The organism is Alcaligenes sp. Me129 (assembly GCF_050487245.1).
Lineage (GTDB): Bacteria > Pseudomonadota > Gammaproteobacteria > Burkholderiales > Burkholderiaceae_B > Alcaligenes > Alcaligenes phenolicus.
Genome location: NZ_JBKQGX010000006.1, coordinates 126,360 through 153,311, shown reverse-complemented (window position 1 = coordinate 153,311; position 26,952 = coordinate 126,360). Strand labels below are relative to the sequence as shown.

The window sequence follows — 26,952 nt, the reverse complement described above, 5'->3', positions numbered from 1 at the left end:
GTGTTGGTCATCGCTGTGGCTGTAGCCATAACAATACAAAGATAACAGGCAAAAAAAAGTGCACCCAATGGTGCACTTGACCTTCCAGCTACTGCTTCATAACGCTACGGGCTACATGAAGACCCGGGGCACGCCCCAGGGATCGCAGCCCGAAAGCATTAACGTTGAGCAGGTACGTCGCGCTGAGTTGGGCCCACGTACAGCTGACGTGGACGGCCAATCTTGTAATCTGGATCGGACAGCATTTCGTTCCACTGAGCAATCCAGCCTACGGTACGAGCCAGGGCGAAGATAGCGGTGAACAAGGATGTTGGGATACCAATAGCGCGCTGAACGATACCCGAGTAGAAGTCTACGTTGGGGTACAGCTTGCGTTCGACGAAGTATGGATCTTCCAGAGCAATACGCTCCAGTTCCATGGCCAGCTTGAACAGAGGATCGTTCTCCAGGCCCAGGGCTTCCAGAACTTCCTTGCAGGTTTCTTGCATCAGCTTGGCGCGTGGGTCGTAGTTCTTGTAGACACGGTGACCAAAGCCCATCAGGCGCACGCCCGAGTTCTTGTCCTTGACCTTCTCCATGAACTCGCCAACCTTGTCGATGCCGCCGTTGGCTTGCAACTCTTCCAGCATGTTCAGGCACGCTTCGTTTGCACCACCGTGGGCAGGACCCCACAAGCAAGCAACACCCGCAGCGATCGCAGCGAAAGGATTGGTACCCGACGAACCGCACAGACGCACGGTGGAGGTGGAGGCGTTTTGTTCGTGATCTGCATGCAGGATGAAGATACGGTCCAGAGCGCGCTCAACCACTTCGTTGACCTTGTAGTCTTCGCAAGGGGTAGCGAACATCATGCGCAAGAAGTTGCCGGTGTAGGACAAATCATTCTTGGGATAGATGAAAGGCTGTCCCAAAGAATACTTGTACGCCATCGCAACCAGAGTAGGCAGCTTGGCGATCAAGCGGATAGCCGACACATGACGGTGATGAGGATTCGTGATGTCCGTGGAATCATGGTAGAACGCCGACAGGGCACCGACCAGGCCGGTCAGTATTGCCATGGGGTGAGCGTCCGGACGGAAGCCGCGCAGGAAGTGCTGCATCTGTTCCTGAACCATGGTGTGGTTCGTGACCAGGGAGTCAAATTCCTGCTTCTGATCTGCGTTGGGCAACTCGCCGTTCAGGATCAGGTAGCACACATCCATGAAATCGCACTTTTGTGCCAACTGGTCGATCGGGTAACCACGGTACATCAACTGGCCCTTGTCGCCGTCAATGTAGGTGATACCGGATTCGCAAGCCGCCGTTGCCATAAAGCCCGGGTCATAGGTAAACATACCTGTCTGACCGTAGAGCTTACGGATATCGATCACGTCCGGACCTACGGTGCCCTTGTGTACAGGGAACTCAACCGAAGGGCTACCGTCGGAGAAGGATAGCGTGGCTTTTTTATCTGACAATTCCATCACTTTTTTCCTCAATGGTTATAGCTTTCGCATAATGTCTACTAGTCGCTGAATGTCCGGTGTGGCGTACTGCCCTTCTGGCTCGGAGCGAGCCAGAAGGACATCCAGCAAAACTGTATCGTCCATTTCGAACAAGCGGGTCAGGGCCGAGACGTCCTGATCAGTCAGCTCGTTTTCGTATTGATCCAGAAAACGGGTGATCATCAAGTCGTTTTCAAGCAAGCCCCGGCGCGCACGCCAGCGCAGGCGCGCACGCTCCAATTCCGTCAATGTTCTCATCGGTACATACCCACCTTTTTAGATACTGCGACGCACCAGCATTTCTTTGATCTTGCCGATGGCATGCGACGGGTTCAGTCCTTTTGGACAGACGTCCGTGCAATTCATGATCGTGTGGCAGCGGAACAAGCGGTATGGATCTTCCAGATTGTCCAGACGCTCGCCCGTTGCTTCGTCACGCGAGTCGGCAATGAAACGATAGGCTTGCAACAAACCAGCAGGACCGACGAACTTGTCGGGGTTCCACCAGAACGATGGGCAAGAGGTCGAGCAGCAGGCGCACAGAATGCACTCGTACAGACCATCGAGCTCTTCACGGGCTTCGGGCGTTTGCAAACGCTCTTTCTCGGGAGGAGGAGCATCGTTGATCAGGAACGGCTTGACCGAATGGTACTGATCGAAGAAGTGGGTCATGTCCACGATCAGGTCACGGATAACCGGCAGACCTGGCAGTGGGCGCAGAACCACAGGCTCTTTCAAGTCGCGCATATTGGTGGTGCAGGCCAGACCGTTCTTGCCATTGATGTTCATGGCATCGGAACCGCACACACCTTCACGGCAGGAGCGACGCAGCGCCAGGCTGTCGTCCATGTCGTTTTTAATGCGCAGGATCGCATCGAGCAGCATCTTGTCGGTGGGCTCCAGCTCGACTTCGATCTTCTGCATGTAGGGACGCTCGTCCTTGTCAGGATCGTAGCGGTAGATTTCAAATTTGACCTTACGTTTTTGGCTCATGTCAGTATCCTGCTTAGAAAGTCCGGGCCTTGGGCGGAATCGTTTCGGCTGTCAGAGGCTTCATCTGGACAGGCTTGTACTCCAGACGGCTGCCTTCCGAGAACCACAAGGTGTGACGCAGCCAGTTTTCGTCGTCACGTTCTGGGTGGTCGTTCAGGGCATGAGCACCGCGACTTTCAGTACGATTGGCGGCCGACTTCGTCGTAGCGCGAGCCACTTCGATCATGTTGGCCACTTCCAGAGCTTCAATACGGGCGGTATTGAACACCTTGGACTTGTCTTTGAAGTAAATATCCTTGACTTCGGGAACCAGGGATTCGATCTGGTCGACACCCTTGTGCAGCAGATCCAGGGTACGGAACACACCGCAGTGAGCCTGCATGGCCACACGAATCTTGTTGCCCACGTCCTGTGCCTTTTCGCCCGATGTGCGGGATTCCAGACGGTTGACGCGGTCCAGCGAGTACTCGATGGAGGACTCGTTGATTTCCTGGTGAGCGTGCGTTTTCTCGGGGTGCGAATCCACAATGTGGTTGCCCGCAGCGCGACCGAACACGATCAGGTCCAGCAGGGAGTTCGTACCCAGACGGTTGGCACCGTGCACGGAAGTAGCGGCACATTCACCGATGGCGTACAGACCGTTGACGATCTTGTTCTCGCCCGTTGGCGTTTGAGTCACAACCTGACCGTAGTAGTTCGTGGGGATACCGCCCATCTGGTAGTGGATGGTTGGAACCACGGGGATCGGATCCTTGATCGGGTCCACGTTACCGAACTTGATCGCGATTTCGCGAATCGAAGGCAGACGTTTCTTGATGACGTCAGCGCCCAGGTGATCCAGTTTCAGAACCACGTAGCTGCCGTCGCCACAACCACGACCTTCCTTGATTTCCTGGTCCATGGAACGGGACACGAAGTCACGTGGGGCCAAGTCTTTCAGGGTGGGAGCATAACGCTCCATGAAGCGCTCGCCGTCTTTATTGAGCAAGATACCGCCTTCACCGCGCACGCCTTCGGTAATCAGCACGCCAGCACCGGCTACGCCAGTGGGGTGGAATTGCCAGAATTCCATGTCCTGCAAAGGCAGACCAGCACGAGCAGCCATACCCAGGCCGTCACCCGTGTTAATGAAGGCGTTGGTGGAAGCAGCCCAGATACGGCCAGCACCACCGGTAGCCAGCACCACGCGCTTGCCTTCCAGAACGTAGATTTCGCCGGTTTCCATTTCCAGAGCGGTTACGCCCAGAACGTCGCCCGCTTCGTTACGCAGCAGGTCCAGTGCCATCCATTCCACGAAGAACTGGGTGCGGGCTGCAACGTTACGCTGGTACAGGGTGTGCAACATGGCGTGGCCGGTACGGTCAGCAGCGGCACAGGCACGTTGAACAGGCTTTTCACCAAAGTTGGCAGTGTGACCACCAAATGGACGCTGGTAAATCGTACCGTCCTGGTTACGGTCAAACGGCATACCGAAGTGCTCGAGCTCGTACACAGCGTGTGGAGCTTCACGGCACATGAATTCGATGGCGTCCTGGTCGCCCAGCCAGTCCGAACCCTTAACGGTGTCGTACATGTGCCAGTACCAGTGATCCTCGCTCATGTTACCCAGGGAAGCACTGACGCCACCTTGAGCCGCCACGGTGTGGGAGCGGGTTGGGAACACCTTGCTGAGCACGGCCACGGACAAGCCAGCCTGAGCCAATTGCAGGGAACAACGCATACCGGCGCCACCGGCACCGACCACCACTACGTCAAACTGACGGCGGGGCAAAGATTTTGTGATGGAAGCCACGGTTTAGAGACTCCAGATAATTTTTGCAAAAAAGACGACACTGGCAACCAGCCACAGCAAGGTCAACACTTGCAGGAACAAGCGCAGACCAGCGGGCTTGACGTAGTCCATCCAGATGTCACGCACACCAATCCAGGCGTGCCAGGACAAAGACAGGAAGAACAAGGTTGCCAGCAACTGACCCAAAGGCAGGGAGCCGACCGTGAACGAGAACAGGCCGCGCCAGGTCTCGAAATTCAGTTCACTGCTAAACAGGATGCCGCCGATGATGACCAAGGTGTAGATGGCCATGATGACTGCGGTGACACGCTGTGCCAGAAAGTCCAAGGTACCGTAGTGGGCACCCACTACCAGGCGGTTTGCGCCAATGCGCTCACGATTTGCCATTACCACACCCCAAACAGTTTCAAACCAAACACAACGGTCAGCGCCAGGCTGACCCCGAACACCATACCGGCCGACTTCTTGGCGGACTCTTTGTCGTTACCCAGGTGCAGGTCCAGTGCCAGATAGCGGATGCCGGCACAGAAGTGGTGCAGGTAGCCCCAGATCAGGACCAGAAGGATCAGCTTACAGACAGGGTTGTCGACGTAGCTGCGCAAGGTCTCGAAGGACTCTGGAGAGCTGACGCTCAAAGAGAACAGTGGCAATAGAACGAGCGGCAGGCAAAGAAACAGCAATGCACCACTGACACGATGCAAAATCGACGATTTTGCAGCCAGGGGCAAGCGGTAGCTCAATATCTGCGGCACGCTGATATTGCGATACTGCGGACGCTGCTTGGGTGCGGTATCAGACATGATGGCCTCGAAGTAGATAAAAAAAAGTCATAAAATTTTTAACCTTGGTATTTTCACCTATTTGACACTACGGTGCAGTATCAAATACCGTATGCCGCCGAACTAGCTGAGCGTGTTTCGGTAATGGAAGCGCTCAGTCAGGTACAAGCCCCGGCGCAACTCCATCGGTCGATCACCATAGGTATAGGACACGCGTTCCACGTGCAGGAGCGGCGAACCGGCAGCGACCTGCAAGACCGAGGCGGCCTCTTCGGTGGCACTGACAGCACCAATCTTTTCATCGGCGCGTACCATGCTCACGCCGAATTTGCTCTCGAACCAGGCGTACATCGGGCCCTTGTTTTGCTCGACGGCTTCCAGGGTCAGACCCTTGAAGACGGAGCCAGGCAGCCAGATATCGTCATAAATGGTCGGGACCTGATCAAAGGACAGAACCCGGCGCAGGTTCACCACCATGTCGGAGGTGCGCAAATCCAGCAGCACGGCAACATCCGTAGGCGCTTTCATTCGACGCACATCCAGAATACGGCTCTGGGAAGCCACAGGCTTGCCATCATCCGGGGCCAGGCGCAGGAAACGAAAGCGCACACGAGCTTCGTGATGGGTGGCCACAAAGGTACCCTTGCCTTGACGACGGATCAGGAGGTTGTCGGCGGCCAGCTCATCAATGGCCTTGCGCACCGTGCCCTGGCTGACCTGAAAGCGGGCAGCCAGTTCCAGTTCACTGGGGATGGCTTCGCCGGGCTTCCACTCGCCACGATCCAGCCCCTGCAGCAACAAAGCCTTGATCTGTTGATACAGAGGGCTATAGGCCGCGCTAGGAGCGGATTTTTCGATTTCCTGGGTGCGTAGCGGCGGCACGTTATCAGACATGGGGCTCATAAAAAATGCGCGACAGATACAGCTTGGAACGCGCATTTGTTCATAAAATAGACAGTGCACTAATTTTCGCATGACCGGCCCCGAATGTCTAACGCTCTTATGTCTTATATAAGATATAAGACGTTTGACGCCGCTATCGTTTTGGTCTAGTCTGCGCAGTGAAAAAAGAGGCTTTTCCTCTTGCGAAAAACCGTTTTCCACGCCAGCCGCCCGGTCTGCAAAAGATTTAAACTGTGTTTTTCGTCACCGTCTTCAAACCCAAAAACGGAGTCTTACTCTCATGTCCAAACCCGCAATGCGCGTCGCCGTTACCGGCGCTGCTGGCCAGATTGGCTACGCCCTGCTGTTTCGCATCGCTTCTGGCGAAATGCTGGGCAAAGACCAGCCTGTAATCCTGCAGTTGCTGGAACTCGCCGACGAGAAAGCCCAAAAGGCCCTGAAGGGCGTCATGATGGAACTGGACGACTGCGCCTTCCCGCTGCTGCAAGGCATGTCCGCCCACAGCGATCCTGAAACCGCCTTCAAAGATGCTGATATCGCCCTGCTGGTCGGTGCCCGTCCTCGTGGCCCAGGCATGGAGCGTAAAGATCTGCTGGCCTTCAACGCCCAGATCTTCACAGCACAAGGCCGTGCCCTGAACAAAGTGGCCAGCCGTGACGTGAAAGTGCTGGTGGTCGGCAACCCTGCCAACACCAACGCCTACATTGCCATGAAGTCCGCTCCTGACCTGCCAGCGAAGAATTTCACCGCCATGCTGCGCCTGGACCACAACCGCGCCCTGTCGCAGTTGGCCACCAAGTCCGGCAAGGCTGTTGCTGACATCGAGAACCTGATCGTTTGGGGCAACCACTCGCCCACCATGTACCCAGATACCCGTTTCGCTACCGTGAACGGCGAGAAGATCGACGCGATCATCAACGATCAGGCCTGGAACCGCGAAACCTTCATCCCCACCGTGGGCAAACGTGGCGCCGCCATCATCGAAGCCCGTGGCCTGTCCTCGGCTGCTTCGGCTGCCAACGCCGCCATTGACCACGTGCGCGACTGGGTGCTGGGTTCGAACGGCAAATGGGTCACCATGGGTGTTCCTTCGGACGGCTCCTACGGCATTCCTGAAGGCATCATCTACGGCGTGCCTGTGACCACCGAAAACGGTGAGTACAAGCGTGTTGAAGGGCTGGAAATCGACGCCTTCTCGCGTGAGCGCATGGACCACACCCTGAACGAGCTGCTGGAAGAGCGTGACGGCGTGAAAGACCTGCTGGGCTAATTGACCCGCTAGTCTGCAAAATCCCCGCCTGATTGGCGGGGATTTTTTTGCCTGAGGGCTAGCCTGCCTGCATCAGAAGTCGTAACGCAGATTCAGGAATGCACTGCGTGGCGCACCGTAGTGGCCGTAGCTGCCGCCCATGCCCTGATAGTAAGTCTTGTCGAACAAGTTATTCACGTTCAGAGTCGCCGCAAATTTCTTGTTGAACTGATAGCGCGCCATCAAGTTCACCACCGCATAACTGTCCTGCTCCACGGTGCTGTTGTAGCGGCTAAAGCGTAAGGAGGTCTTGGAGTTCCAGTTGACACCCCCGCCTACCGTCAAGGCACTCCATTGGCCTGGTAAACGGTATGTCGTCCACAAGCGCAAGGTGTTCACGGGCAGCACTGTCAGCAACTGCTCGCCTTGTGCATCTTTGGTCTTGGAGTGGCTGAAACCGAAATGCACATTCCAATCCGGCGTGATCTCCCCAGCCAGTTCCAGGTCAATCCCCTTGGTCTTGGCGCCATCCACAGAACGAAAAGCCTGGGTATTCTGACCTGGCACCGTAAAGCCCGCGTCTTCCTCGGCCACATTATCTTTTTGGGACTGATAAAGGGCGATATTCGCGTTCAGACGACGATCCAGAAACTCGCCTTTCCAGCCAAGCTCCTGATTCTTGCCAATAATTGGATCCAGGACCTTGCCATTACGATCCTGCGCGGACTGAGGCTGGAAAATATCCGTGTAACTGGCATAGATGGTTTGCTCAGGCGTCAGGTCATAAACCAGGCCAACATAAGGCGTAATTTGGTCACGCTCACGCATGCCATAGGTCTGCAAGAACTTGTCAGTTGGGCTGGCGTAATAGTAGTCGTAGTCATAGCTGGAAACCCGCGCACCCACAATCAAATGCGTCCTTTCAAGCGGATTGAAACGCACCGCGGCATAAGCACCTGTCTGGCGAGACTTCACATTAAAAATCTCTCCTACCTGCCCCGTATTCGCAGGACGTTCCAGCTCGTTATTCCAGGTATAGAAATTGACTTTGGAAACGCCCACATCCCAGCCCGTATGCTTGTTTTCATAGTTCTGGAAATTGAATCCGGCAATGAAATCGTGTTGACGCCCGCCCAGCTCGAAAGGCCCTTGCAAGGTAACATCCACACCTTTCTGGCTTTGCGTAGCCCCTGCGCGATAGCGCAGCATTCCTGCACTGCCTGTTTCCTTATCCAGGAAAGAACGACCCGAGCCGACCTGGTAGGAGCCATTCAGATTATCCCGGTCCACATCCATGTAATTGGCCGCCACCTTGAACTGCCAATCATTGGGTAAATCCTGTTCCAGGTTCAGCGTGTAGTTGGTCGTTTTGAACTCGTCATACATCCACCGGGCACCCGTGCTGGTCGAGCGCGAGAAATCGGTTGCTTCACCATTGGTAAAGATCAAGGGTACGCCAGGCGCGCCCTTGGCCTTGTAGCGCTGATGATCCACGCTAAGGCGTAGCAAGGTGGTCTCTGTCAGGTCCGCCTCCAAAGCGCCATAGAACAGATCCTTGTCCTGCTTGTAGGCATCCATGAAGCTGTTGTTGTCCTGCTTGGCAAAAACCAGTCGCCCTCGCAGGTTGCCGCTTTCAGTCAGGGGCCCGGACACATCCGCTTCTGCCCGATAAAAATCCCAGGAGCCCGCCCCCAGCTGCACGTGGGCCTGGAACTCCTTCGTTGGGCGCTTACGTATCAAGTTCACCGTTCCGCTGGGGCTGCCCGCTCCCGTCATCAGACCGGTTGCCCCGCGCACCACCTCTACCCGGTCATACAGCGCCATATCCAGCAAGGTGCTGGGCATGGTGCGTGTCTGATTCACTTGCGTCGTGGTCACACCATCGAGCTGATAGGTATCAATGGCACTACCACGCGAATAAATATTGAAGCGCTGGCCACCGTCCTGCGCCATGGTCACACCCGGCGTCTGCCCCAGGACATCCGTCATCGTATTCAACTGCTGATCTTCCATCTGCTGACGGGTAATCACGCTGATGGATTGCGGCGTATCCTTGATCGACAAGTTCATCTTGGTTGCGGTGTTGGTCAGCGGCGTTGTGTAGGAGCCCGTGCCTTCCGTGGTCGGATCCAGGCTGGCCTTGACCTGAATAGGCGCCAGCTGTGTAGCCTCGCTCTGAGCAGGACGCCGCAGCGATACATTTTTTCCGGATCGCACAAACTCGATCCCGGTACCCGCCAGAAGGCGACGCAACCCTTCCTCGGGAGACAGGCTGCCTGTCAGCGCCGGAGCGCTATATCCCTGCACCACATCCTGGGAGAAGAAAATCTGCAAAGAGGCCTGCTCACCAAATTCCAATAGCGCCTTGCTCAATGACTGAGCCGGTATGTGGAACTGAATGCTTGCTGATTGAGCGACTGCAGCTTGAGGCAGCGTACCCAGCGCAAGCGCAATAGACATGGCCAAGGCCGACATGCTGAACTGCATGCTCGATAAGGGCGTGCGCGATGCCGCACGTAATGATGCCGTTTTCACAATCCTGCAAATTCCATAAATGAAGTTTCGCGTCTGACGCAGATATCCCTTTGGCCAAAGGTGTTTTCAGGGGACTGTGCGCAAATCGCAAATCCTCCCCCCTCATGTCTATAGACGAGCCAGCCCCGCAAACATCGGATGGGAAATGAGAATCATTTTCGAAACAAAGTGTAACAGCAGACGAGAACAGAAAGCTCACACCACGGCTCGCGCATTACAGGAAATTATTTGGCGACGATGCGCAGGCGCCCATCCGGGGCACGCACCACAAGCACCGGAGCGAAAACCGGCAGCATCTCAAGAAACGATTGGGGGTCATCCACACTGAAAATACCCGCGATCTGATGATCTCGTAGTGTCGGTGCATCCAGCACTACGGGACGATCCAGATAACGGTTGATCTCAGCAACAGCGCGGAACAAAGGCGTATTTTCAAAGACGATCTTGCCGCGTCGCCAAGCCAGCGTGCTGTCCAGGTCAGGCAGGTGCACCGGCCCCAAGCCCAACTCGTCCGACACAGCCAGCCCCTGCCCTTTTTCCAGAGCTCGTGACTGACGATTCCACCACGGCCCATTGAACACATTGACCGAGCCCGACTCCACACTGACTTGCGTGGTCTGAGCGTCGTAACGCACATTAAAGCGCGTACCTGTTACCACGATTCGGCTCTCGCCCGCCTCCACCACAAAAGGGCGGGATGGGTCATGTTGCACTGAGAAGAAGATCTCCCCTTCAAGCAGCTGAACCACACGCTTGCCTTCGTAAAGGCGCGCTGTTGCGCGTGCACCCGAGTTCAGCTCCAGCACGGAACCGTCCGGCAAGCTCATCTGCTTTTGCTCACCACGCTGGGCAAATAAGCTCATGGTCTGTTGCGGCGACTCCAACCAGCCACCACTCAGGGCCACGCTTCCTACCACGGCCGCGGTACACATGCCCGCCAGCCCCCAGGCAAAGCGTCGACGCGTCAGTGCAGGGACGGGCTTGGGAGCCTCGCGGCGCGATAGAATCTCGCTCCATTCTTCCTTGGGAATATGCAGGCTGGCATCCCAAATACGCTGCACATTGCGGTACTGCCGGTCATGCTCGGGATTCGCCTGTCGCCATTGCTCGAACGCACGCCAATCCTCCGACGAAGCATCGTCAGAATGCAAATAGGCAAACCATTGAGCGGCGAGCTCGTCCGGTTCTACCGAGGAGGAAGAAGCGTTCGGTGGTTTCATCACAGCACAACAAGAGAGCAAGCTGCACAACAAAGCAGCCGCATGGAAATATACCCCTTCATACCTATAGACGTTCGAGAAGGGGCAAGACCCGAACAATTTGTCGGTTCAAGAGGCATATTTCTGTAACTTTTTATTCAAATGGCGCAGCGTGCGGCTCATGTGCTTTTCGACGACCGAGCGGGAAATGCCCATGGCACTCGCGATCTCCGCATGCGTCCAGCCTTCAATGCGATGACGCACATAGACCTGCTGACACACCAAAGGCAACTCATTCAGAGCGCTTTTCAAGTCTGCCAGCATTTGCCGCGAGACCAACTCCGACTCCAACTCCGGGGCCTGCGGATGCTCATGCTCGTCCAGTTCGTGCAAAGGAGTGGTAGGCAAAATCGCCTGGCGGCGATAACGGTCAATAACGCCGTTGGCGGTGCTGCGCTTCAGATACGCGCGCGGATTGTCAACCGTAGCCGCAGCATTTTCCAATAAGCGCAGCGCTGCATCCTGCATAGCGTCTTCGCTATCTTCATGAGGTGCTTTCCGACGCCACGCCGCAACCAGCTCAATGTAATGAGCGAGCCACGTTTTCTTGGGCGCGGATGATCGGGGCATACGGAACAAGCTGCAAAAGAATGAAAGTCGACATAATAACAATGATTCTCATTCATAATGAGCTGACGTATCAATTTATCGTTTCCGAGCACAGGAGCGACCCGATAGCTACTCCGTTTTACGCAACTTCCGCCACAAGGTACTACGGCTAATCCCCAGCCGCTGTGCCGCCAAGGCGCGGTTGCCACCACACTCTTCCAGTACTTTGGCCAGATGCTCTTGTTCACTGCGCTCCTGCTGATCACGCAAGGCTGGCAAGGCGGGCTCGCTCACCACGGCCCGCAACTCAGGCGCAATATCTTCCAGCACCACAGCCTGATCGCCTTGCACTGTGCCCAGGACCATCAAACGTTCAATCAAGTTTTCCAGTTCGCGAATATTGCCCGGCCATGTGTAGTGGCGGCCTAGTTCAAGCAACTCCGCCATCCACTGCGGGTTGAGCGTGCTTGCACCACCCAGACGTTGGGCAACCTTGGCCAGTAAATGCTCCACCAACTCCGGCAAGTCCTGCGTGCGCAGACGCAAAGGCGGCAAACGCAGCACCAGGATGTTCAATCGATAAAACAGATCCTGGCGGAACACGCCTTCTTTAACCTGCGCGGCCAGATCGCGGTGAGTAGCCGCAATCACGCGCACATCTACCGGCGTTGGCTCAATCGCCCCGATACGCAGCACTTCTTTTTCTTGCAGCACACGCAGTAAACGGGTTTGTAGCGGCAAGGGCATTTCGCCGATCTCGTCCAGAAACAGGGTGCCGGTGTGGGCCGCTTCCACCAGCCCCACCTTGCCACCTCGACTGGAGCCGGTAAATGCCCCCTCCACATACCCGAACAGCTCGCTTTCCAACAGGCTGTCCGGGAAAGCCGCGCAGTTCACGGCCACAAAGGGTTGCGCGCGTCTGGCGCTGGCGCTGTGAATGCCCTGAGCCAGCAATTCCTTGCCTGTGCCGCTTTCACCAATAATCAAGGTTGTGGCTGTACTTTGAGCGCAAGCCTGGGCTTGAGCACGCAGCTTGCGCATGGGCGAGCTTTGCCCCACCAGATCAGATAGCTCGTAACGGGCATGACGCGATGCGGCTTGCTGACTGCGTGAACGCAAGCTGCGGTCCAGTCGTTGAATCGCTGCCGGGTCCTGGCAAAGCAGCACTGCCCCGCTCAAGCGCCCCTGCTCCAGAATCGGCATGCGGGTCACGATCGCGGTACGGCCACCTACTTGCTGCACCGTATCCAACTGCACTTCCAGACTGCGCAGCGTGCCAGCCAGATCCAGCTCGGGATACAAGGAACCCAAACGACGGCCAATCATGGCTTGAGCCGGTTGGCCCAACCAGGCTTCCATCGCCGGGTTCACGGTTTCAATCCGCTCGTCCCTGTCCACTGACACCACGCCGTCACGCAACTGCGCCAGAATCGTATTCAAGCGATCCCGGCGAGCAGCCTCAGCGCGAGCCACGCGAGCCAGTTCGATAGCGGATTCCAGAGCCTGTCGCACCGCTCCTTGTGAATACAGCAGCACGCCTTCCATCTGATTCTCGCGCGCCAGATCCACCACAAGACCGGGTGCCAGCACCCACTCCACGCCCAGCTCTTTCAAATCCTGGACACAGCTACGCGCATCAGCCTCGCTGCGATAGCTACGTAACTCCACAGGCAGATCAAAACGCTGCACGAACTCCATCAGCTCCAGCGGCATTTCGCCATAGGTCACCACCGCTTTGCGCTCTGCCTGTGCCGAGGCCAGACTGCCCATAATGTCGAAGCCACCGGGATGGACCAACACCACTGGCAAGTCCAGGTGTTCGCGCAAATAACTGCCGTTGGAACCGGCAGACACCAGCACGTCAATTTCGCCTGTTTGTCGCAAAACCTGCACGGCCTCCACGGCCTCGCCATAGGCTTTGTCCACAATCAGTATTTCGGCCTGGGCGCGAAACTGCGGCACCAGCTCTTCCAATAGAGAACGCAGTCCATGCAGGCCAAAAGCTACCAGACGCAGACGCGCAGGCGGGGAGGAAGGATAAGGCATATGGTTTCACCCGGGCTTCAATAATGCGACACTGTTTCAAATTACGTTTCAATATTGAAACACAAAACAGAAAAAGACAATATTCCTGGAAGGGAGCGACGACATCGCTCCACGCGAGAAATCCCCGCCTCCTCTGGGTTCAGGCTTTTCATCGCCCCCATATTTGAACTTGGCACAGCATTTGCTTTAGTAGAACCAACCCATCGCAGCACTACGCTGACGACATTTTTATATCTTGTGATCTGGAGCCCCAAATGAGCCAAAACCAACTGACATCGGCAGGCGCCCGTTTCCGCCAGGCCCTGCGTGAAGAACAGCCTTTGCAAATCATCGGCGCCATCAACGCCAACCACGCTTTGCTGGCCCAACGCGCCGGCTACCGCGCCATCTACTTGTCGGGTGGCGGTGTCGCGGCTGGCTCTTTGGGCTTGCCTGATCTGGGCATTAACACGCTGGACGACGTGCTGACCGACATTCGTCGCATTACCGATGTGTGCGATCTGCCTTTGATGGTGGACATTGATACCGGCTTTGGCGCTTCGGCCTTCAACATTGCCCGCACGATCAAAAGCCTGATCAAGTTCGGCGCTGCCGCTTGCCACATTGAAGATCAGGTTGGCGCCAAGCGTTGCGGTCACCGCCCCGGCAAAGAAATCGTCAGCACTGGTGAAATGGCCGACCGCGTGAAAGCCGCTGTTGACGCCCGTACCGATCCCGAGTTCTTCATCATGGCTCGTACAGACGCGATTGCCGTCGAAGGCGTGGACGCTGCTCTGGAACGTGCCCAGGCTTGCGTGGAAGCAGGTGCAGACGGCATTTTTGCTGAAGCTTGCTACGACCTGGACACCTACCGTCGCTTTACCGAAACGCTGGATGTCCCCGTGCTGGCCAACATTACCGAATTCGGCCAAACCCCATTGTTCACGGTGGAAGAGCTGGCTTCGGCCAATGTCGCCATGGTGCTCTACCCCCTGTCTGCCTTCCGCGCCATGAACAAGGCCGCCGAAACTGTCTACCAGGCGATCCGTCGTGACGGACATCAAAAAAATGTCATCGATTTGATGCAGACTCGTGAAGAACTGTACGATCGTATCGGCTACCATGCTTACGAGCAAAGCCTCGACAAGCTGTTCCAGAAAAACAAGAAGACCTGAGCCACCACAGGCTCCCGCCCGGCCCCTTGACTGGGCCGTCGCGCGGGTAAAACCCCATTCAGCAGCCAGCCTCGTGCTGGCTGCCCAGCAACCAGGAGACCTTTATGAGCAGTACTGAGAACACCCCTAGCACTGGCTTCAAGCCCAAGAAATCTGTTGCCCTGTCTGGCGTTGTTGCAGGCAATACCGCCTTGTGCACGGTCGGTCGCAGTGGCAATGATCTGCACTACCGCGGCTACGATATCTTGGACCTGGCCCAGGCTTGCGAATTTGAAGAAGTGGCTCATTTGCTGATCCACGGCAAATTGCCCAACCGCGACGAACTGCGCGCGTACAAACAAAAGCTCAAGCGTCTGCGTGGCCTGCCTCTGGCCCTGCAAACCGCGCTGGAAACCCTGCCTGCCCACAGCCACCCCATGGACGTGATGCGTACTGCCGTGTCGGTTCTGGGCTGCGTGCTGCCTGAAAAAGACGACCACAACCTGCCCGACGCACGCGACATCGCCGACCGTCTGATGGCTTGCCTGGGTTCGGCCCTGCTGTACTGGTACCACTACAGCCACAACGGCGAGATGATCGACGTACAGACCGACGACGACAGTATCGGCGCGCACTTCCTGCACCTGCTGCATGGTGAGAAGCCATCGGCCGAGTGGGAAAAAGCCATGCATGTCTCGCTGAACCTGTACGCCGAGCACGAGTTCAACGCCTCCACCTTTACCAGCCGCGTTATCGCCGGTACGGGTTCGGACTTCTACTCCGCGATTGCTGGTGCGATCGGCGCCCTGCGCGGTCCCAAGCACGGCGGTGCCAACGAAGTGGCTTTTGAAATCCAGAAGCGCTACGAGAACCCCGATCAGGCTGAAGAAGACATCCGCAAGCGCGTGGAAAACAAGGAAGTCATTATTGGCTTCGGTCACCCTGTCTACACCATCTCCGACCCACGCAACGAAGTGATCAAATCGGTGGCCAAAGAGCTGGCCGTAGCCGATGGCAACACCCGCATGTTCGACATTGCCGAACGTCTGGAAAGCGTGATGTGGGAAGTGAAGAAAATGTTCCCCAACCTGGACTGGTTCTCGGCCGTGTCCTACCACACCATGGGTGTGCCTACTGCCATGTTCACGCCTTTGTTCGTGATCGCGCGTACGGCTGGCTGGGCGGCTCACATCATTGAGCAGCGCGTGGACAACAAGATTATTCGTCCTACCGCCAACTACATTGGCCCTGAAAACCAGAGCTTTGTGCCTCTGGATCAGCGCCCATAAGTCACAGATCCTGGGCTATTATTTGCCTGTGATCTAACCCACACGGCCCCGCTGCATTGCGCACGCGGGGCCGTCTTGCTGGTGACTTCAATGCTCTCTGAATTTGTACGCTACGCCCTGCCGCTGGCCGGCACCTTGATGATTGCCTGTGCCTTGACCAGTCTGGTCTCCGGCGCTTATTTACTGCTTTTCAATCTGCGCCGCAGCAACCAGGTGTTGCGTCACCCTTATCTGGATCAGTACCCCTGGGAAAAACTCAGTTTTTCGCTGAAGGCAGGCGTACTGCTGGATTATTTTTTACGTCTGAATTTCCCCAAACGCCAAAACTCGCTGTTTGGCAATGCCAACCGGCTACTCAAGCACGTGCAACCCGATGATGTCCCCATGGGCATCAAATGGCCCCTGATGGGGCTGTGGGGCGGCTGCTTTCTGGGCATGATCGCCATGCTGGCTGTTTGGATTCTGATCGCCCTGCACTCCAACCCCACTTGAAGGAGTCTGCCATGACTACCGAGATCCACCACGACCCGCAAGCGCGTCTGTTTTACTGCGACATTGAAAACCGCCGCAGCGTGATCGAATACGAACTGGACGATGCTGTCATGAGCATCACCCACACCCGTGTGCCGCCCGAGCTGGAAGGCCGCGGCATTGCGGGGCAACTGACCCGCTTCGCATTGGAAACGGCAAAAAACCAACAGTGGAAAGTGCGCCCCGTTTGCAGCTATGCCGTGGTCTATTTCCGCCGCCACCCTGAATACGCCGACTTGCTGGCCTGAGCCCGGCAATATTCAGGTTCCCGTAAGTCTTATATAAGATATAAGACCATTGCTTCGCTGCGCGCTTCAAATTACAATTGGGGCAACACGCGATTTATTGCATTTTCATATCAACCATTTACCGATAGGCACCCGCACTATGCTGGACTCTTACCGCGAACATGTTGCCGAGCGCGCTGCTCTGGGCATTCCCCCGCTGCCTTTGTCGGCTCAGCAGACCGCCGAGCTGATCGAGCTCATCAAGAACCCACCTGCCGGTGAGGAAGCATTTCTGGTCGACCTGCTGACGCACCGCGTCCCCGCCGGTGTGGACGATGCTGCCAAAGTGAAAGCCTCCTACCTGGCCGCCATCGCGCTGGGCACAGAAACCTGTGCTTTGATCAGCCGCGAGCGTGCCACTGAGCTGCTGGGAACCATGCTGGGTGGCTACAACATCAGCCCGCTGATCGATCTGCTGGATTCGCCTGAACTGGGCCAGATCGCCGCCAACGGCCTGAAAAACACCCTGTTGATGTTTGACTCTTTCCACGATGTTCAGGAAAAAGCCGAAAAGGGCAATGCCTTTGCAAAAGAAGTGCTGCAAAGCTGGGCCGACGGCGAGTGGTTCACCAGCCGTCCTGAAGTTCCAGAAAGCCTGACCGTGACCGTTTTCAAAGTCACCGGCGAGACCAACACGGACGATCTGTCCCCCGCCCCTGACGCCTGGAGCCGCCCGGACATTCCGCTGCACGCTCTGGCCATGCTGAAGAACCCACGCCCAGGTATCGAACCTGAAGAGCCCGGCAAGAAAGGTCCTGTCAGCTTTATCGAATCCCTGAAAGAAAAGGGCCACCTGGTTGCCTACGTGGGCGACGTGGTCGGTACCGGTTCTTCGCGTAAATCGGCCACCAACTCCGTGTTGTGGTTCACCGGCGAAGACATTCCTTTCGTTCCCAACAAGCGCTTTGGTGGCGTGTGTCTGGGCAGCAAGATTGCTCCCATCTTCTACAACACCATGGAAGATGCCGGCGCTTTGCCTATCGAACTGGACGTTTCCAAAATGGAAATGGGCGACGTGGTGGAACTGCGTCCCTACGAAGGCAAGGCCTTCAAGAATGGCGAACTGATCTCCGAATTCCAGGTCAAGTCCGACGTCCTGTTTGACGAAGTGCGCGCCGGTGGCCGTATTCCCCTGATCATTGGCCGTGGCCTGACCACCCGTGCTCGCGAAGCACTGGGTCTGCCCCCAACCACCCTGTTCCGCCTGCCACAAAGCCCTGCCGACTCCGGTAAAGGCTTCTCCCTGGCCCAGAAGATGGTTGGCCGTGCTTGCGGTCTGCCTGAAGGCCAGGGCGTGCGTCCCGGTACCTACTGCGAACCACGCATGACTACCGTTGGCAGCCAGGACACGACTGGCCCAATGACTCGCGACGAACTGAAAGACCTGGCTTGCCTGGGCTTTTCGTCCGATCTGGTAATGCAGTCCTTCTGCCACACCGCCGCTTACCCCAAACCTGTTGACGTTAAAACTCACCACGAACTGCCTGCTTTCATCAGCACACGCGGTGGTGTTTCCCTGCGTCCAGGCGACGGTATCATCCACTCCTGGCTGAACCGCATGTTGTTGCCCGATACCGTGGGCACTGGCGGCGACTCGCACACCCGTTTCCCTATCGGCATCAGCTTCCCCGCTGGTTCCGGTCTGGTGGCCTTTGCCGCTGCTACCGGTGTGATGCCTCTGGACATGCCAGAATCCGTGCTGGTGCGCTTCAAGGGCGAAATGCAGCCCGGCGTCACCCTGCGTGACCTGGTTAACGCCATTCCTCTGTACGCCATCAAGCAAGGCTTGCTGACCGTCGAGAAAGCCGGCAAGAAGAACATCTTCTCCGGTCGCATTCTGGAAATCGAAGGTCTGCCCAACCTGAAGATCGAACAGGCTTTCGAGCTGTCCGACGCTTCGGCCGAGCGCTCCGCTGCTGCATGTACCGTGCGCCTGAGCAAAGAGCCCATCATCGAATACCTGAACAGCAACATCACGCTGCTCAAGTGGATGATTGCCAATGGCTACGAAGACGAGCGCACTATCTCCCGTCGTATCAAGGGCATGGAAGCCTGGCTGGCCAACCCGGAACTGCTGGAGCCCGATGCAGACGCTGAATACGCCGCTGTGATCGACATCGATCTGGCTGAAATCCACGAACCTATCGTGGCTTGCCCGAACGACCCAGACGACGTGAAGACGCTGTCCGACGTGTCCGGCACCGTGATCGACGAAGTGTTTATCGGTAGCTGCATGACCAACATCGGTCACTTCCGTGCCGCTTCCAAGCTGCTGGAAGGCAAGCGCGACATTCCAACCCGTCTGTGGGTCGCTCCTCCGACCAAGATGGACCAGCAACAGCTGAGCGAAGAAGGCCACTACGGCGTTCTGGGCGTAGCTGGTGCTCGTATGGAAATGCCCGGTTGCTCGCTGTGCATGGGTAACCAGGCACAGGTTCGCGAAGGCGCCACCGTCATGTCCACCAGCACCCGTAACTTCCCCAACCGTCTGGGCAAGAACACCAACGTGTTCCTGGGTTCGGCTGAACTGGCTGCCATCTGCTCGCGTCTGGGCCGCATCCCGACCCGCGAAGAGTACCTGGCCGACATGGGCGTTCTGCAAGCCAATAGCGAAGACATCTATCGCTACATGAACTTCGACCAGATCGAAGAGTTCAAGGAAATTGCTGACTCCGTAGGTCTGTAAGCCCTAGCGCTTGCAAAAAACGCCTTCGCCGCTTCATGCGGCGAAGGCGTTTTTCTTTGCCTGTTTGAAATGACTTCCCTCTCAAGAGGCCTGTAAAAAGCCTGTTCAGCACAGCCCACCCGTCGCTAAAGGTGCACACACTCACGCTTATCTGCCCACGGGTATACCCCTATCATCATTGTGGTTACTCCTTATGTACGGCCAGTGTTCGAATCGCATATAAAGCTGAAAGCAAACTGAAAGAAGACTGAAATAAAGCTGAAAACACATCAGATTGCTGCAGTTTGCTCTCGAACGCTTACAGCCACTTCGGAGACACACCTCATGAGAAACAGGATCAAAAAAAGCACCGCGCCTCAAGCACAAACTGGCGCATCCCGGCGCAAGTTCCTGAGCGGTGCTGCAGCCGGCACCGCGGCTGCAGCAACGATGGGCTTTCCTGCCATCGCTCGCGCGCAGGGTCCCATCAACTTCCGCTTCCAAAGCACTTGGCCCACCGTCGACATCTTCCACGAATTCGCTCTTGATTTCGCCAAGAAGATCAACGACATGACCGGTGGAGATCTGAAAATCGAAGTTTTGCCCGCAGGGGCTGTTGTACCGGCCTTTGGCCTGCTGGATGCCGTCTCCAAGGGAACGCTGGACGGGGGCCACGGCGTGCTGGGCTACAACTACGGCAAGCAGAACGCCCTGGCCTTGTTTTCGTCAGGACCGGCCTTCGGCATGGACGCCAATATGGTGCTGGCATGGCACAAATATGGCGGTGGCAAGGAGTTGCTGGCCAAGCTTTACGATGCCATCGGTGGCAATGTGGTCTCCTTCCTGACCGGCCCGATGCCCACGCAACCGTTCGGCTGGTTCAAGAAACCCATCACCAAGACTGAAGACCTCAAGGGTCTGAAGTTCCGCACCAATGGCCTGGCTATCGACCTGTTCACTGAAATGGGCGCGGCCGTCAATGCTTTGCCGGGCGGTGAAATTGTTCCGGCACTGGACCGCGGCCTGCTCGATGGTGCGGAGTTCAATAACGCCGCCTCGGACCGCGCTCTGGGCTTTCCGGACGTGTCCAAGGTCTGCATGTTGCAAAGCTTTCACCAGGCTTCAGAAACCTTCGAGATCATGTTCAACAAGGACAAGTACAACGCCTTGCCGACACAGCTGAAGGCCATCGTCGACAACGCCGTGGAGGCCGCATCGGCCGACATGTCCTGGAAGGCGGTGGACCGTTACTCGCAGGACTACCAACGCCTGCAAAAGGAAGACGGCGTCAAATTCTACAAAACGCCCGACACCATCCTGCAGCAACAACTGGTCGTGTGGGACCAGATCGTTGCCAAGAAGGCCGAGACCAACCCCCTTTTCAAGGAAATCGACGCATCGCAACGAGCGTTCGCGGCACGCGCCATGGCGTGGGACATGGACACCAACAATAACCGCCGTATGGCCTACAACCACTACTTCGGTCGCAAGGCCCCCCAAGCCAAAAGCTGACCCCTAACGGCAATTGCACTGCGTCATCCCGTCCAGCCGGATGTGGATGACGTCTCCTGCCCCACTCCAGGCCGGCCGCGCCCCAAGCCGCAGCCGACACGCATCAGACCCTTTCCGCGCTAGCAAGGTGAACCTACCATGCAGAAAATTCTGGTCTTTATCGACCGGTTCAATACGTGGATAGGCCAGTTGTTCGGCTGGCTAGTCCTGGCATTGACCCTGTTCGTTTCCTTCGAGGTCTTCTCTCGATACGTGCTCTCCAACCCGCACGCCTGGGCCTTTGACATGATGAACATGCTGTACGGTGGCCTGTTCATGATGGCCGGTGCCTACACGCTCTCCAAGAACGGCCATGTGCGCGGGGATGTGCTGTACGGCTTTTTTCCACCCCGTCTGCAGGCAGCCCTGGATCTGATCCTGTACATCCTGTTCTTCATCCCTGGTGTGGTCGCCATGTTCTGGGCCGGTTACTACTTCGCAGCCGAGTCCTGGGCCATCACGGAGCACTCCAATATCACGGCCAACGGACCGCCCATCTACCCGTTCAAGGCCATCATCCCGCTGGCCGGTTTCTGCCTTCTGCTGCAAAGCTTCGTGGAAATGGTGTACTGCGTACGCTGCCTGCGAGACGGGAAATGGCCTTCGCGCGACAAGGACGTTGAGGAAGTCGATGTCGACAAGCTCATGGATATGGTGGACGTCAAAAGCGATGACATTGAGAAACTGGATGCCTTTGTCACAGGCGACGGCAAGAAAGGGAGTCCAACATGAGAAAAGAAATCTGGTTCGGGCTCACCATACTGATCGGCATTGTCCTGAGCATTGCCATCTTCATGCCAGCGCCAGCAGACATGAGCAACGGCCATTTGGGCCTGCTCATGCTGGCCCTGATTGTCGTCACCATCATGCTGGGCTTTCCCACTGCCTTCACCCTGATGGGGATGGGGGTGATCTTTACCTGGCTGGCCTATCGCGACATGGGCACGCAGCAAGCAATCCAGCAGACCCTGGACCTGATGGTTCTGCGCACCTACGCCGTCATGACCAACGACGTGCTGATTGCGGTGCCTCTGTTCATCTTCATGGGTTACCTGGTTGAACGCGCCAACCTGATCCAGAGCCTGTTCCAGGGCATGCACCTGGCCATGGCACGAATTCCAGGTTCGCTGGCTGTAGCCACCATTGCCACCTGCGCCATCTTTGCGACAGCTACGGGCATTGTGGGTGCGGTAGTGACACTGATGGGCCTGCTGGCGATGCCCGCCATGCTGCGGGCGGGTTACAGCGTGCAGCTAACGGCTGGCTCCATTACCGCTGGGGGCTGCCTGGGCATTTTGCTGCCCCCCTCCGTACTCCTGATCCTGTACGGCGCCGTCGCGGGTGTCTCGGTCGTGAAACTGTATGCCGGGGCCTTTTTCCCCGGCCTGATGCTGGCTGTCCTGTACGTGGTGTACGTCATCATTCTGGCCAAGCTCAAGCCCAGTGTCGCGCCTCCGCTTTCCGCGGAAGACCGGATCGTGCCTCTGCCAGCCTTCGCACAAACCATCAAGGAGACCATTACAGACCGTGCTGTACCCGGCCTGATCAACGCCATGAAGGGGCCTCGCAACGTCGACGTGCCCATGAAGCTGCTGGTCAAGAATCTGGCCGTGGCCTTGCTGCCCGCTGTGATCTTCATCGCTGTCATGGGCTTTAGCTATCAGTCAGTCACTGCACCCAAAGTAGCCGAGCACTACGAGCTGCAGGAAATGGGCGGCGGTTTCAACAACTTCGACAGTGACTACAGTGGCGGTGGGCTGGCAGAACCTCCGGGTGCTGGCGGTTTATCCGAACCTGAAGGCAGCGAGCCACTCGTGGCGCTGGGTGCCAGCGAACCGGGCGCAGAAGCTCCCGCAGCTGCAGCAGAGGCAGCCGAAGAAACCACTACGGCAGAGCGCCAAGCCGCGCCAATGACATTCTGGATCTTTCTGATCGTGGGCAGTCTGGCCTTGTTGTGCTACTACGCCATGCTGAACTTCGCACGGCTGGAAATCTTCAAGATGCTGCTCAGTTCCTTCTTTCCGCTGACCATGCTGATCCTTGCCGTGCTGGGCAGTATTATCGTTGGCCTGTGCACTCCCACCGAGGCGGCGGCCTTGGGTGCCTTGGGCGGCATCCTGCTGGCCTTCGCCTATCGCCGCTTGAATTTCTCCATGGTGCGCGAATCGGTGTACCTCAGCGCCAAGACCAGTGCCATGGTCTGCTGGCTGTTCGTCGGTTCCAGTATTTTCTCGGCCGCCTTTGCCCTGCTGGGTGGTCAGGAACTGATCAATGGCTGGGTGCTGTCCATGGATCTGACACCCATTCAGTTCATGATCCTGGCGCAGATCGTTATTTTCCTGCTGGGTTGGCCGCTGGAATGGACAGAGATCATCATCATCTTCATGCCCATCTTCCTGCCACTGCTGGCGCACTATCAGATCGACCCTCTGTTCTTCGGCCTGCTCGTCGCCCTGAACCTGCAAACCGCATTCCTGTCACCACCGGTTGCCATGTCGGCTTTCTACCTGAAGGGCGTCTCGCCACCCCATGTCACCCTGAACCAGATTTTCCTGGGCATGATGCCCTTCATGGGCATCCAGATCCTGGCGATCATCATCCTGTACCTGTTCCCTGGCATCGGCCTGTGGCTACCTAGCGTGTTGTACTGATCGCAAACTGCCAACATCGGACCGGGCCCGGTGCCTCCCCCGCTATCACAGGGGAAGCACCGGGTGCATGGAGGCGGCCCCCCGCGTACATGCCTGATAAGGCACAAATTATCGCCAGCCTCTATTTTGCAAGCACCAGAACTCTACCAGCCATCCCCTAGGGGCTACCCTCATTCACACACCCCGGTCGTGGCAAAGGGTAAACTAGCTTGTCCCTCTCTCGGTTTTGTATGTCCATGTCGCAACTCAATTCCAAACTGCTCGCCCAACAACCCAAAGAAATCCAGCGTCTGATCAATTACACCGACGCACTGGTACGTTCCGGCTCGCAGATCGAAGATCGCTATTGGCAAGGGCTGACCGCTCAATTGCTGGACAAGCTCTATAGCGGGCGCCGCAATACAGCGGTTGAACAGACACTGGAACTGCTGGGCAGCCAGCAACAAAACCAGCATTACGAAATCCTGATGGAACTGGCCGAGTCCCACGCCGAGTGTCAGCAAATCGAGCATGACGGTGTGCTGTACGACGCCCTGCTGTTTTCGGCCCCGCTGACCGCCTGGACACGCTATCAACTGCCCCAGGGAGTATTGAAACCCCAGCAACACAAGGAACTGGAAGAGGCCTTGCGCGCCACGGTTCTGGCCGAAGGCACAATGTGCGCCCTGCTGCCCAATCTGGTCAATTACGACGAGATGCCGCAGACCTACCAGCAGGCTTACGCCTGGACGCGCAGCCTGACTGCGCAAGCTCTGGGCCGCAGCCAGGAGCCTGCTCCACTGAACAAACCCGAAGAAGCCAGCAGCCTGTTGGCCGACGCCCGCTTTCTGATTGGTGTCGTCATGGCTCCGGTCGGTCAGCCCCTGTTTCGCTGGCAGCAATCCAGCGACAATCTGCAAGCCGACCACCTGCGCTGGGTAGAGCAATGGGTGGAGCGTTACTCCGCCATCGTCACGCCGTTGTTTACCGGCTGCCAGCTGCAGTTTCTGGCTCCCAACGCTTATTACGTCAATAACCGCGAGTCGGACCGCGAGATTCGCCCACTGGCCCTGAAGGCCGGTATCACCTGGCTGCAAACAGCCGTGAAGCTCTCGCCCGACCATTTGCGTGCGGTCATCGTTGCTTGCGGTGAAGAACAAGTCGAAGAATATCGCGTGGGCTTTAGCACCATTTCCTCGCCCACTGTGATTTATGGCTGTATCTGGCCTGTGTTGAGCCAGGAAGAAGCCGAGTCCTCTTTCCACAGCGACGACCATATCGACATTCCGGACGTGATTGCCGCCCTGCTCAGCACCCTGGGTCTGGTCCAGATTCAGCGCCTGCCCGGCCTGCACTCCACCGAGACCTGCGACGATTGCAACGCGCCCTTCTTCCCGGACATCAACGGCGAGATGCAGCACCCGGAACTGCCGGACGAAATCGATCTGGACCCCGTACAGCTGCACTAAATTGAACACCGCTACTGCTTCCCAACCTGTATCCATAGACCTGTTTTGCCGTGTTATCGACAATCTGGGGGATATAGGCGTGTGCTGGCGGCTGGCCCGTCAGTTAGCTGCCAAACCCGAGGTCGCCCAGCTACGCCTGTGGGTAGATGATCTGCACAGCTTCAGCCGTATCCAGTCCGAAATTCAAAGCGAACGGCAAAGCCAGCAACTGCAGGGCGTAGATATTGAGCATTGGCACGACGCGCGCCAAGAATACCCCGCAGCACATCCCTTCGTGATCGAGGCCTTTGCCTGCGAACCGCCCGAAGCCATGACACGGCAACTGACGGCAGATAGCCATGTGTGGATCAATCTGGATTACCTGAGCGCCGAGCCCTGGGTACAGGGCTGCCACGGCCTGCCCTCCCCACAAGCCGGTGGTGCGAACAAATATTTCTTCTTTCCCGGTTTTGTCCCGCAAACAGGGGGGCTGCTGCGTGAAAGCGATCTGCTGGCCCGTCGCGACGCCTTTCAAAGGGACGATGCTGCCTACCAGGCCATGCTGAGTCGTCTGGGCGTGGCGCAGGAGCACATTCAAGCCCTGCTCCAGGGCGAGATGCAGCAAATGTTCCTGTTCTGCTATCCCGATGCGCCCGTGCTGGCCCTGCCCGAAGTGCTATCCACGCTAAAGCAGAAAACCCTGCTGCTGGTGCCCGAGTCTGTTGCCCAAGGTATCCCGGATCTGGAGCAAGGCCACTTGCACGTTCAGCGCATCCCCGCTGTGAATCAGGCCGATTTTGATGCCCTGCTCTGGCGTAGCGCGCTGAATATTGTGCGTGGCGAGGACTCCCTGGTACGCGCCATCTGGGCCGCTCAGCCCATGCTGTGGCAGCCTTACGTACAGGAAGAACAGGCCCATCTGGACAAGCTGCAAGCCTGGCTGGATACCGGCAATTTGCCCAAGCCGGTTCAAGCCCTGCATCTGGCCTGGAGCAGTGCCGATCAGGCCGGCGCCGCCACTGCCTTGAGCCGCTGCCTGGACCCCAAGGTGTTGCGTCTATGGCAACAAGAAGCCCGTACTTATAGTGAAAAACTGGCTGAACAAGCCGATTTGGCCAGCAGTTTGCTGAGTTTTTACACCCAAGTCGCCCGAAAACGCTAAAATAACGGATTACCTCTTAAAAGCTCCCTGACACTGCGTTTGGCGGAGCCTGTCCCATTCGGAGTTTTTTTAATGAAAACCGCACAAGAACTGCGCGTTGGTAACGTCGCGATGGTTAATGGCGACCCTCTGGTCGTTCAGAAAACGGAATACAACAAATCCGGTCGCAACTCCGCCGTTGTCAAATTGAAGTTCAAGAACCTGCTGACCGGCTCGAACAGCGAAGCCGTGCACAAAGCTGACGAAAAATTTGAAGTGGTTCAGCTGGAAAAGCGCGAATGCACTTACTCCTACTTTGCTGACCCCATGTACGTCTTCATGGACGAAGAGTACAACCAGTACGAAATCGAAGCTGAAAGCATGGGCGACGCCCTGGATTACCTGGAAGAAAACATGTCCGTTGAGGCCGTTTTCTACGAAGGCCGTGCTATTTCGGTTGAACTGCCCACCATCATCGTGCGCGAAATCACCTACACCGAACCTGCCGTGAAAGGCGATACCTCCGGTAAAGTGCTGAAGCCTGCCAAGATCAACACGGGCACCGAAATCAGCGTGCCTTTGTTCTGCAACATCGGTGACAAGATCGAAATCGACACCCGCACTGGCGAATACCGCAGCCGCGTGATGTAAGAAAGACGTCGTACCGTCCAGTGCGGTACGCGCAAAA

The 26,952-nt window shown here is 56.9% G+C and carries 23 protein-coding genes; 12 read left to right on the top strand and 11 right to left on the bottom strand.

Annotation, left to right across the window (positions count from 1 at the left end):
* Positions 1-158 precede the first annotated feature (158 nt).
* The 7 genes from gltA to ACLPGZ_RS08590 all read right to left on the bottom strand — a co-directional run bounded on the left by gltA (position 159) and on the right by ACLPGZ_RS08590 (position 5,942).
* The gene (gene gltA / locus ACLPGZ_RS08620; protein WP_022983549.1) at positions 159-1,463 is read right to left on the bottom strand and encodes a citrate synthase; all 1,305 of its coding nucleotides are present in this window, start codon (positions 1,461-1,463) and stop codon (positions 159-161) included.
* An 18-nt stretch (positions 1,464-1,481) separates the two neighbouring features.
* The gene (locus ACLPGZ_RS08615) at positions 1,482-1,742 is read right to left on the bottom strand and encodes an FAD assembly factor SdhE (RefSeq protein ID WP_003802528.1); all 261 of its coding nucleotides are present in this window, start codon (positions 1,740-1,742) and stop codon (positions 1,482-1,484) included.
* An 18-nt stretch (positions 1,743-1,760) separates the two neighbouring features.
* Positions 1,761-2,477 carry a succinate dehydrogenase iron-sulfur subunit gene (locus tag ACLPGZ_RS08610; RefSeq protein ID WP_003802530.1) on the bottom strand — a complete coding sequence of 239 codons (717 nt, stop codon included), beginning with the start codon at positions 2,475-2,477 and terminating at the stop codon, positions 1,761-1,763.
* Positions 2,478-2,490: 13 nt separating this feature from the next.
* Positions 2,491-4,269 carry a succinate dehydrogenase flavoprotein subunit gene (sdhA, locus tag ACLPGZ_RS08605; protein ID WP_022983547.1) on the bottom strand — a complete coding sequence of 593 codons (1,779 nt, stop codon included), beginning with the start codon at positions 4,267-4,269 and terminating at the stop codon, positions 2,491-2,493.
* Between the two features lie 3 nt (positions 4,270-4,272).
* Positions 4,273-4,656, bottom strand: coding sequence for a succinate dehydrogenase, hydrophobic membrane anchor protein (gene sdhD, locus ACLPGZ_RS08600; RefSeq protein WP_003802535.1), 384 nt, complete (start codon positions 4,654-4,656; stop codon positions 4,273-4,275).
* Positions 4,656-5,069 carry a succinate dehydrogenase, cytochrome b556 subunit gene (gene sdhC / locus ACLPGZ_RS08595; protein WP_009457694.1) on the bottom strand — a complete coding sequence of 138 codons (414 nt, stop codon included), beginning with the start codon at positions 5,067-5,069 and terminating at the stop codon, positions 4,656-4,658. The genes sdhD and sdhC overlap by 1 nt, the downstream gene beginning before the upstream one ends.
* A gap of 102 nt (positions 5,070-5,171) precedes the next feature.
* Positions 5,172-5,942 (bottom strand): GntR family transcriptional regulator, encoded by a 771-nt coding sequence (locus ACLPGZ_RS08590; protein ID WP_009457695.1) that lies wholly within the window; start codon positions 5,940-5,942, stop codon positions 5,172-5,174.
* A 289-nt stretch (positions 5,943-6,231) separates the two neighbouring features.
* On the opposite strand from ACLPGZ_RS08590, the gene ACLPGZ_RS08585 reads away from it, so the two are divergent.
* On the top strand, positions 6,232-7,221 hold the full coding sequence (locus tag ACLPGZ_RS08585; protein WP_022983546.1) for a malate dehydrogenase: 990 nt from the start codon (positions 6,232-6,234) through the stop codon (positions 7,219-7,221).
* Between the two features lie 72 nt (positions 7,222-7,293).
* Here ACLPGZ_RS08585 and ACLPGZ_RS08580 read toward each other — a convergent pair whose 3' ends face one another.
* From ACLPGZ_RS08580 to prpR, 4 genes are all read right to left on the bottom strand, one after another.
* Positions 7,294-9,660 carry a TonB-dependent siderophore receptor gene (locus ACLPGZ_RS08580; RefSeq protein WP_254002815.1) on the bottom strand — a complete coding sequence of 789 codons (2,367 nt, stop codon included), beginning with the start codon at positions 9,658-9,660 and terminating at the stop codon, positions 7,294-7,296.
* A gap of 299 nt (positions 9,661-9,959) precedes the next feature.
* Positions 9,960-10,955 carry a FecR family protein gene (locus ACLPGZ_RS08575; protein WP_083054010.1) on the bottom strand — a complete coding sequence of 332 codons (996 nt, stop codon included), beginning with the start codon at positions 10,953-10,955 and terminating at the stop codon, positions 9,960-9,962.
* Between the two features lie 108 nt (positions 10,956-11,063).
* Positions 11,064-11,564 (bottom strand): sigma-70 family RNA polymerase sigma factor, encoded by a 501-nt coding sequence (locus ACLPGZ_RS08570; RefSeq protein ID WP_035270828.1) that lies wholly within the window; start codon positions 11,562-11,564, stop codon positions 11,064-11,066.
* 108 nt (positions 11,565-11,672) lie between these two features.
* Complete coding sequence (prpR, locus tag ACLPGZ_RS08565) at positions 11,673-13,589, bottom strand: propionate catabolism operon regulatory protein PrpR (protein WP_268380575.1); 1,917 nt, start codon at positions 13,587-13,589, stop codon at positions 11,673-11,675.
* 254 nt (positions 13,590-13,843) lie between these two features.
* On the opposite strand from prpR, the gene prpB reads away from it, so the two are divergent.
* From prpB to efp, 11 genes are all read left to right on the top strand, one after another.
* Complete coding sequence (gene prpB / locus ACLPGZ_RS08560) at positions 13,844-14,743, top strand: methylisocitrate lyase (RefSeq protein WP_429641129.1); 900 nt, start codon at positions 13,844-13,846, stop codon at positions 14,741-14,743.
* Positions 14,744-14,847: 104 nt separating this feature from the next.
* Positions 14,848-16,011, top strand: coding sequence for a bifunctional 2-methylcitrate synthase/citrate synthase (prpC, locus tag ACLPGZ_RS08555; protein WP_009457712.1), 1,164 nt, complete (start codon positions 14,848-14,850; stop codon positions 16,009-16,011).
* A 90-nt stretch (positions 16,012-16,101) separates the two neighbouring features.
* Positions 16,102-16,503 (top strand): hypothetical protein, encoded by a 402-nt coding sequence (locus tag ACLPGZ_RS08550; protein ID WP_035270831.1) that lies wholly within the window; start codon positions 16,102-16,104, stop codon positions 16,501-16,503.
* 11 nt (positions 16,504-16,514) lie between these two features.
* A complete protein-coding gene (locus ACLPGZ_RS08545; RefSeq protein WP_009457716.1) occupies positions 16,515-16,790 on the top strand; it encodes a GNAT family N-acetyltransferase in 276 nt (91 codons plus the stop codon).
* Between the two features lie 139 nt (positions 16,791-16,929).
* Positions 16,930-19,515: a bifunctional aconitate hydratase 2/2-methylisocitrate dehydratase gene (acnB, locus tag ACLPGZ_RS08540; RefSeq protein ID WP_022983544.1), complete on the top strand. Its 2,586-nt coding sequence runs from the start codon at positions 16,930-16,932 to the stop codon at positions 19,513-19,515.
* A gap of 324 nt (positions 19,516-19,839) precedes the next feature.
* Entirely contained in the window at positions 19,840-21,006 is a 1,167-nt protein-coding gene (locus ACLPGZ_RS08535) for a TRAP transporter substrate-binding protein (protein WP_009457721.1), read from the top strand.
* Between the two features lie 138 nt (positions 21,007-21,144).
* Positions 21,145-21,777 carry a TRAP transporter small permease subunit gene (locus tag ACLPGZ_RS08530; RefSeq protein ID WP_009457722.1) on the top strand — a complete coding sequence of 211 codons (633 nt, stop codon included), beginning with the start codon at positions 21,145-21,147 and terminating at the stop codon, positions 21,775-21,777.
* The gene (locus tag ACLPGZ_RS08525; protein WP_060185716.1) at positions 21,774-23,696 is read left to right on the top strand and encodes a TRAP transporter large permease; all 1,923 of its coding nucleotides are present in this window, start codon (positions 21,774-21,776) and stop codon (positions 23,694-23,696) included. Before ACLPGZ_RS08530 ends, ACLPGZ_RS08525 begins: the two co-directional genes overlap by 4 nt.
* A 236-nt stretch (positions 23,697-23,932) precedes the next feature.
* Positions 23,933-25,144: a DUF2863 family protein gene (locus tag ACLPGZ_RS08520; protein ID WP_009457724.1), complete on the top strand. Its 1,212-nt coding sequence runs from the start codon at positions 23,933-23,935 to the stop codon at positions 25,142-25,144.
* 1 nt (position 25,145) lies between these two features.
* Positions 25,146-26,285 (top strand): elongation factor P maturation arginine rhamnosyltransferase EarP, encoded by a 1,140-nt coding sequence (gene earP / locus ACLPGZ_RS08515; protein WP_302357086.1) that lies wholly within the window; start codon positions 25,146-25,148, stop codon positions 26,283-26,285.
* Positions 26,286-26,357: 72 nt separating this feature from the next.
* Complete coding sequence (gene efp, locus ACLPGZ_RS08510; RefSeq protein WP_003802564.1) at positions 26,358-26,915, top strand: elongation factor P; 558 nt, start codon at positions 26,358-26,360, stop codon at positions 26,913-26,915.
* Positions 26,916-26,952: the final 37 nt, after the last annotated feature.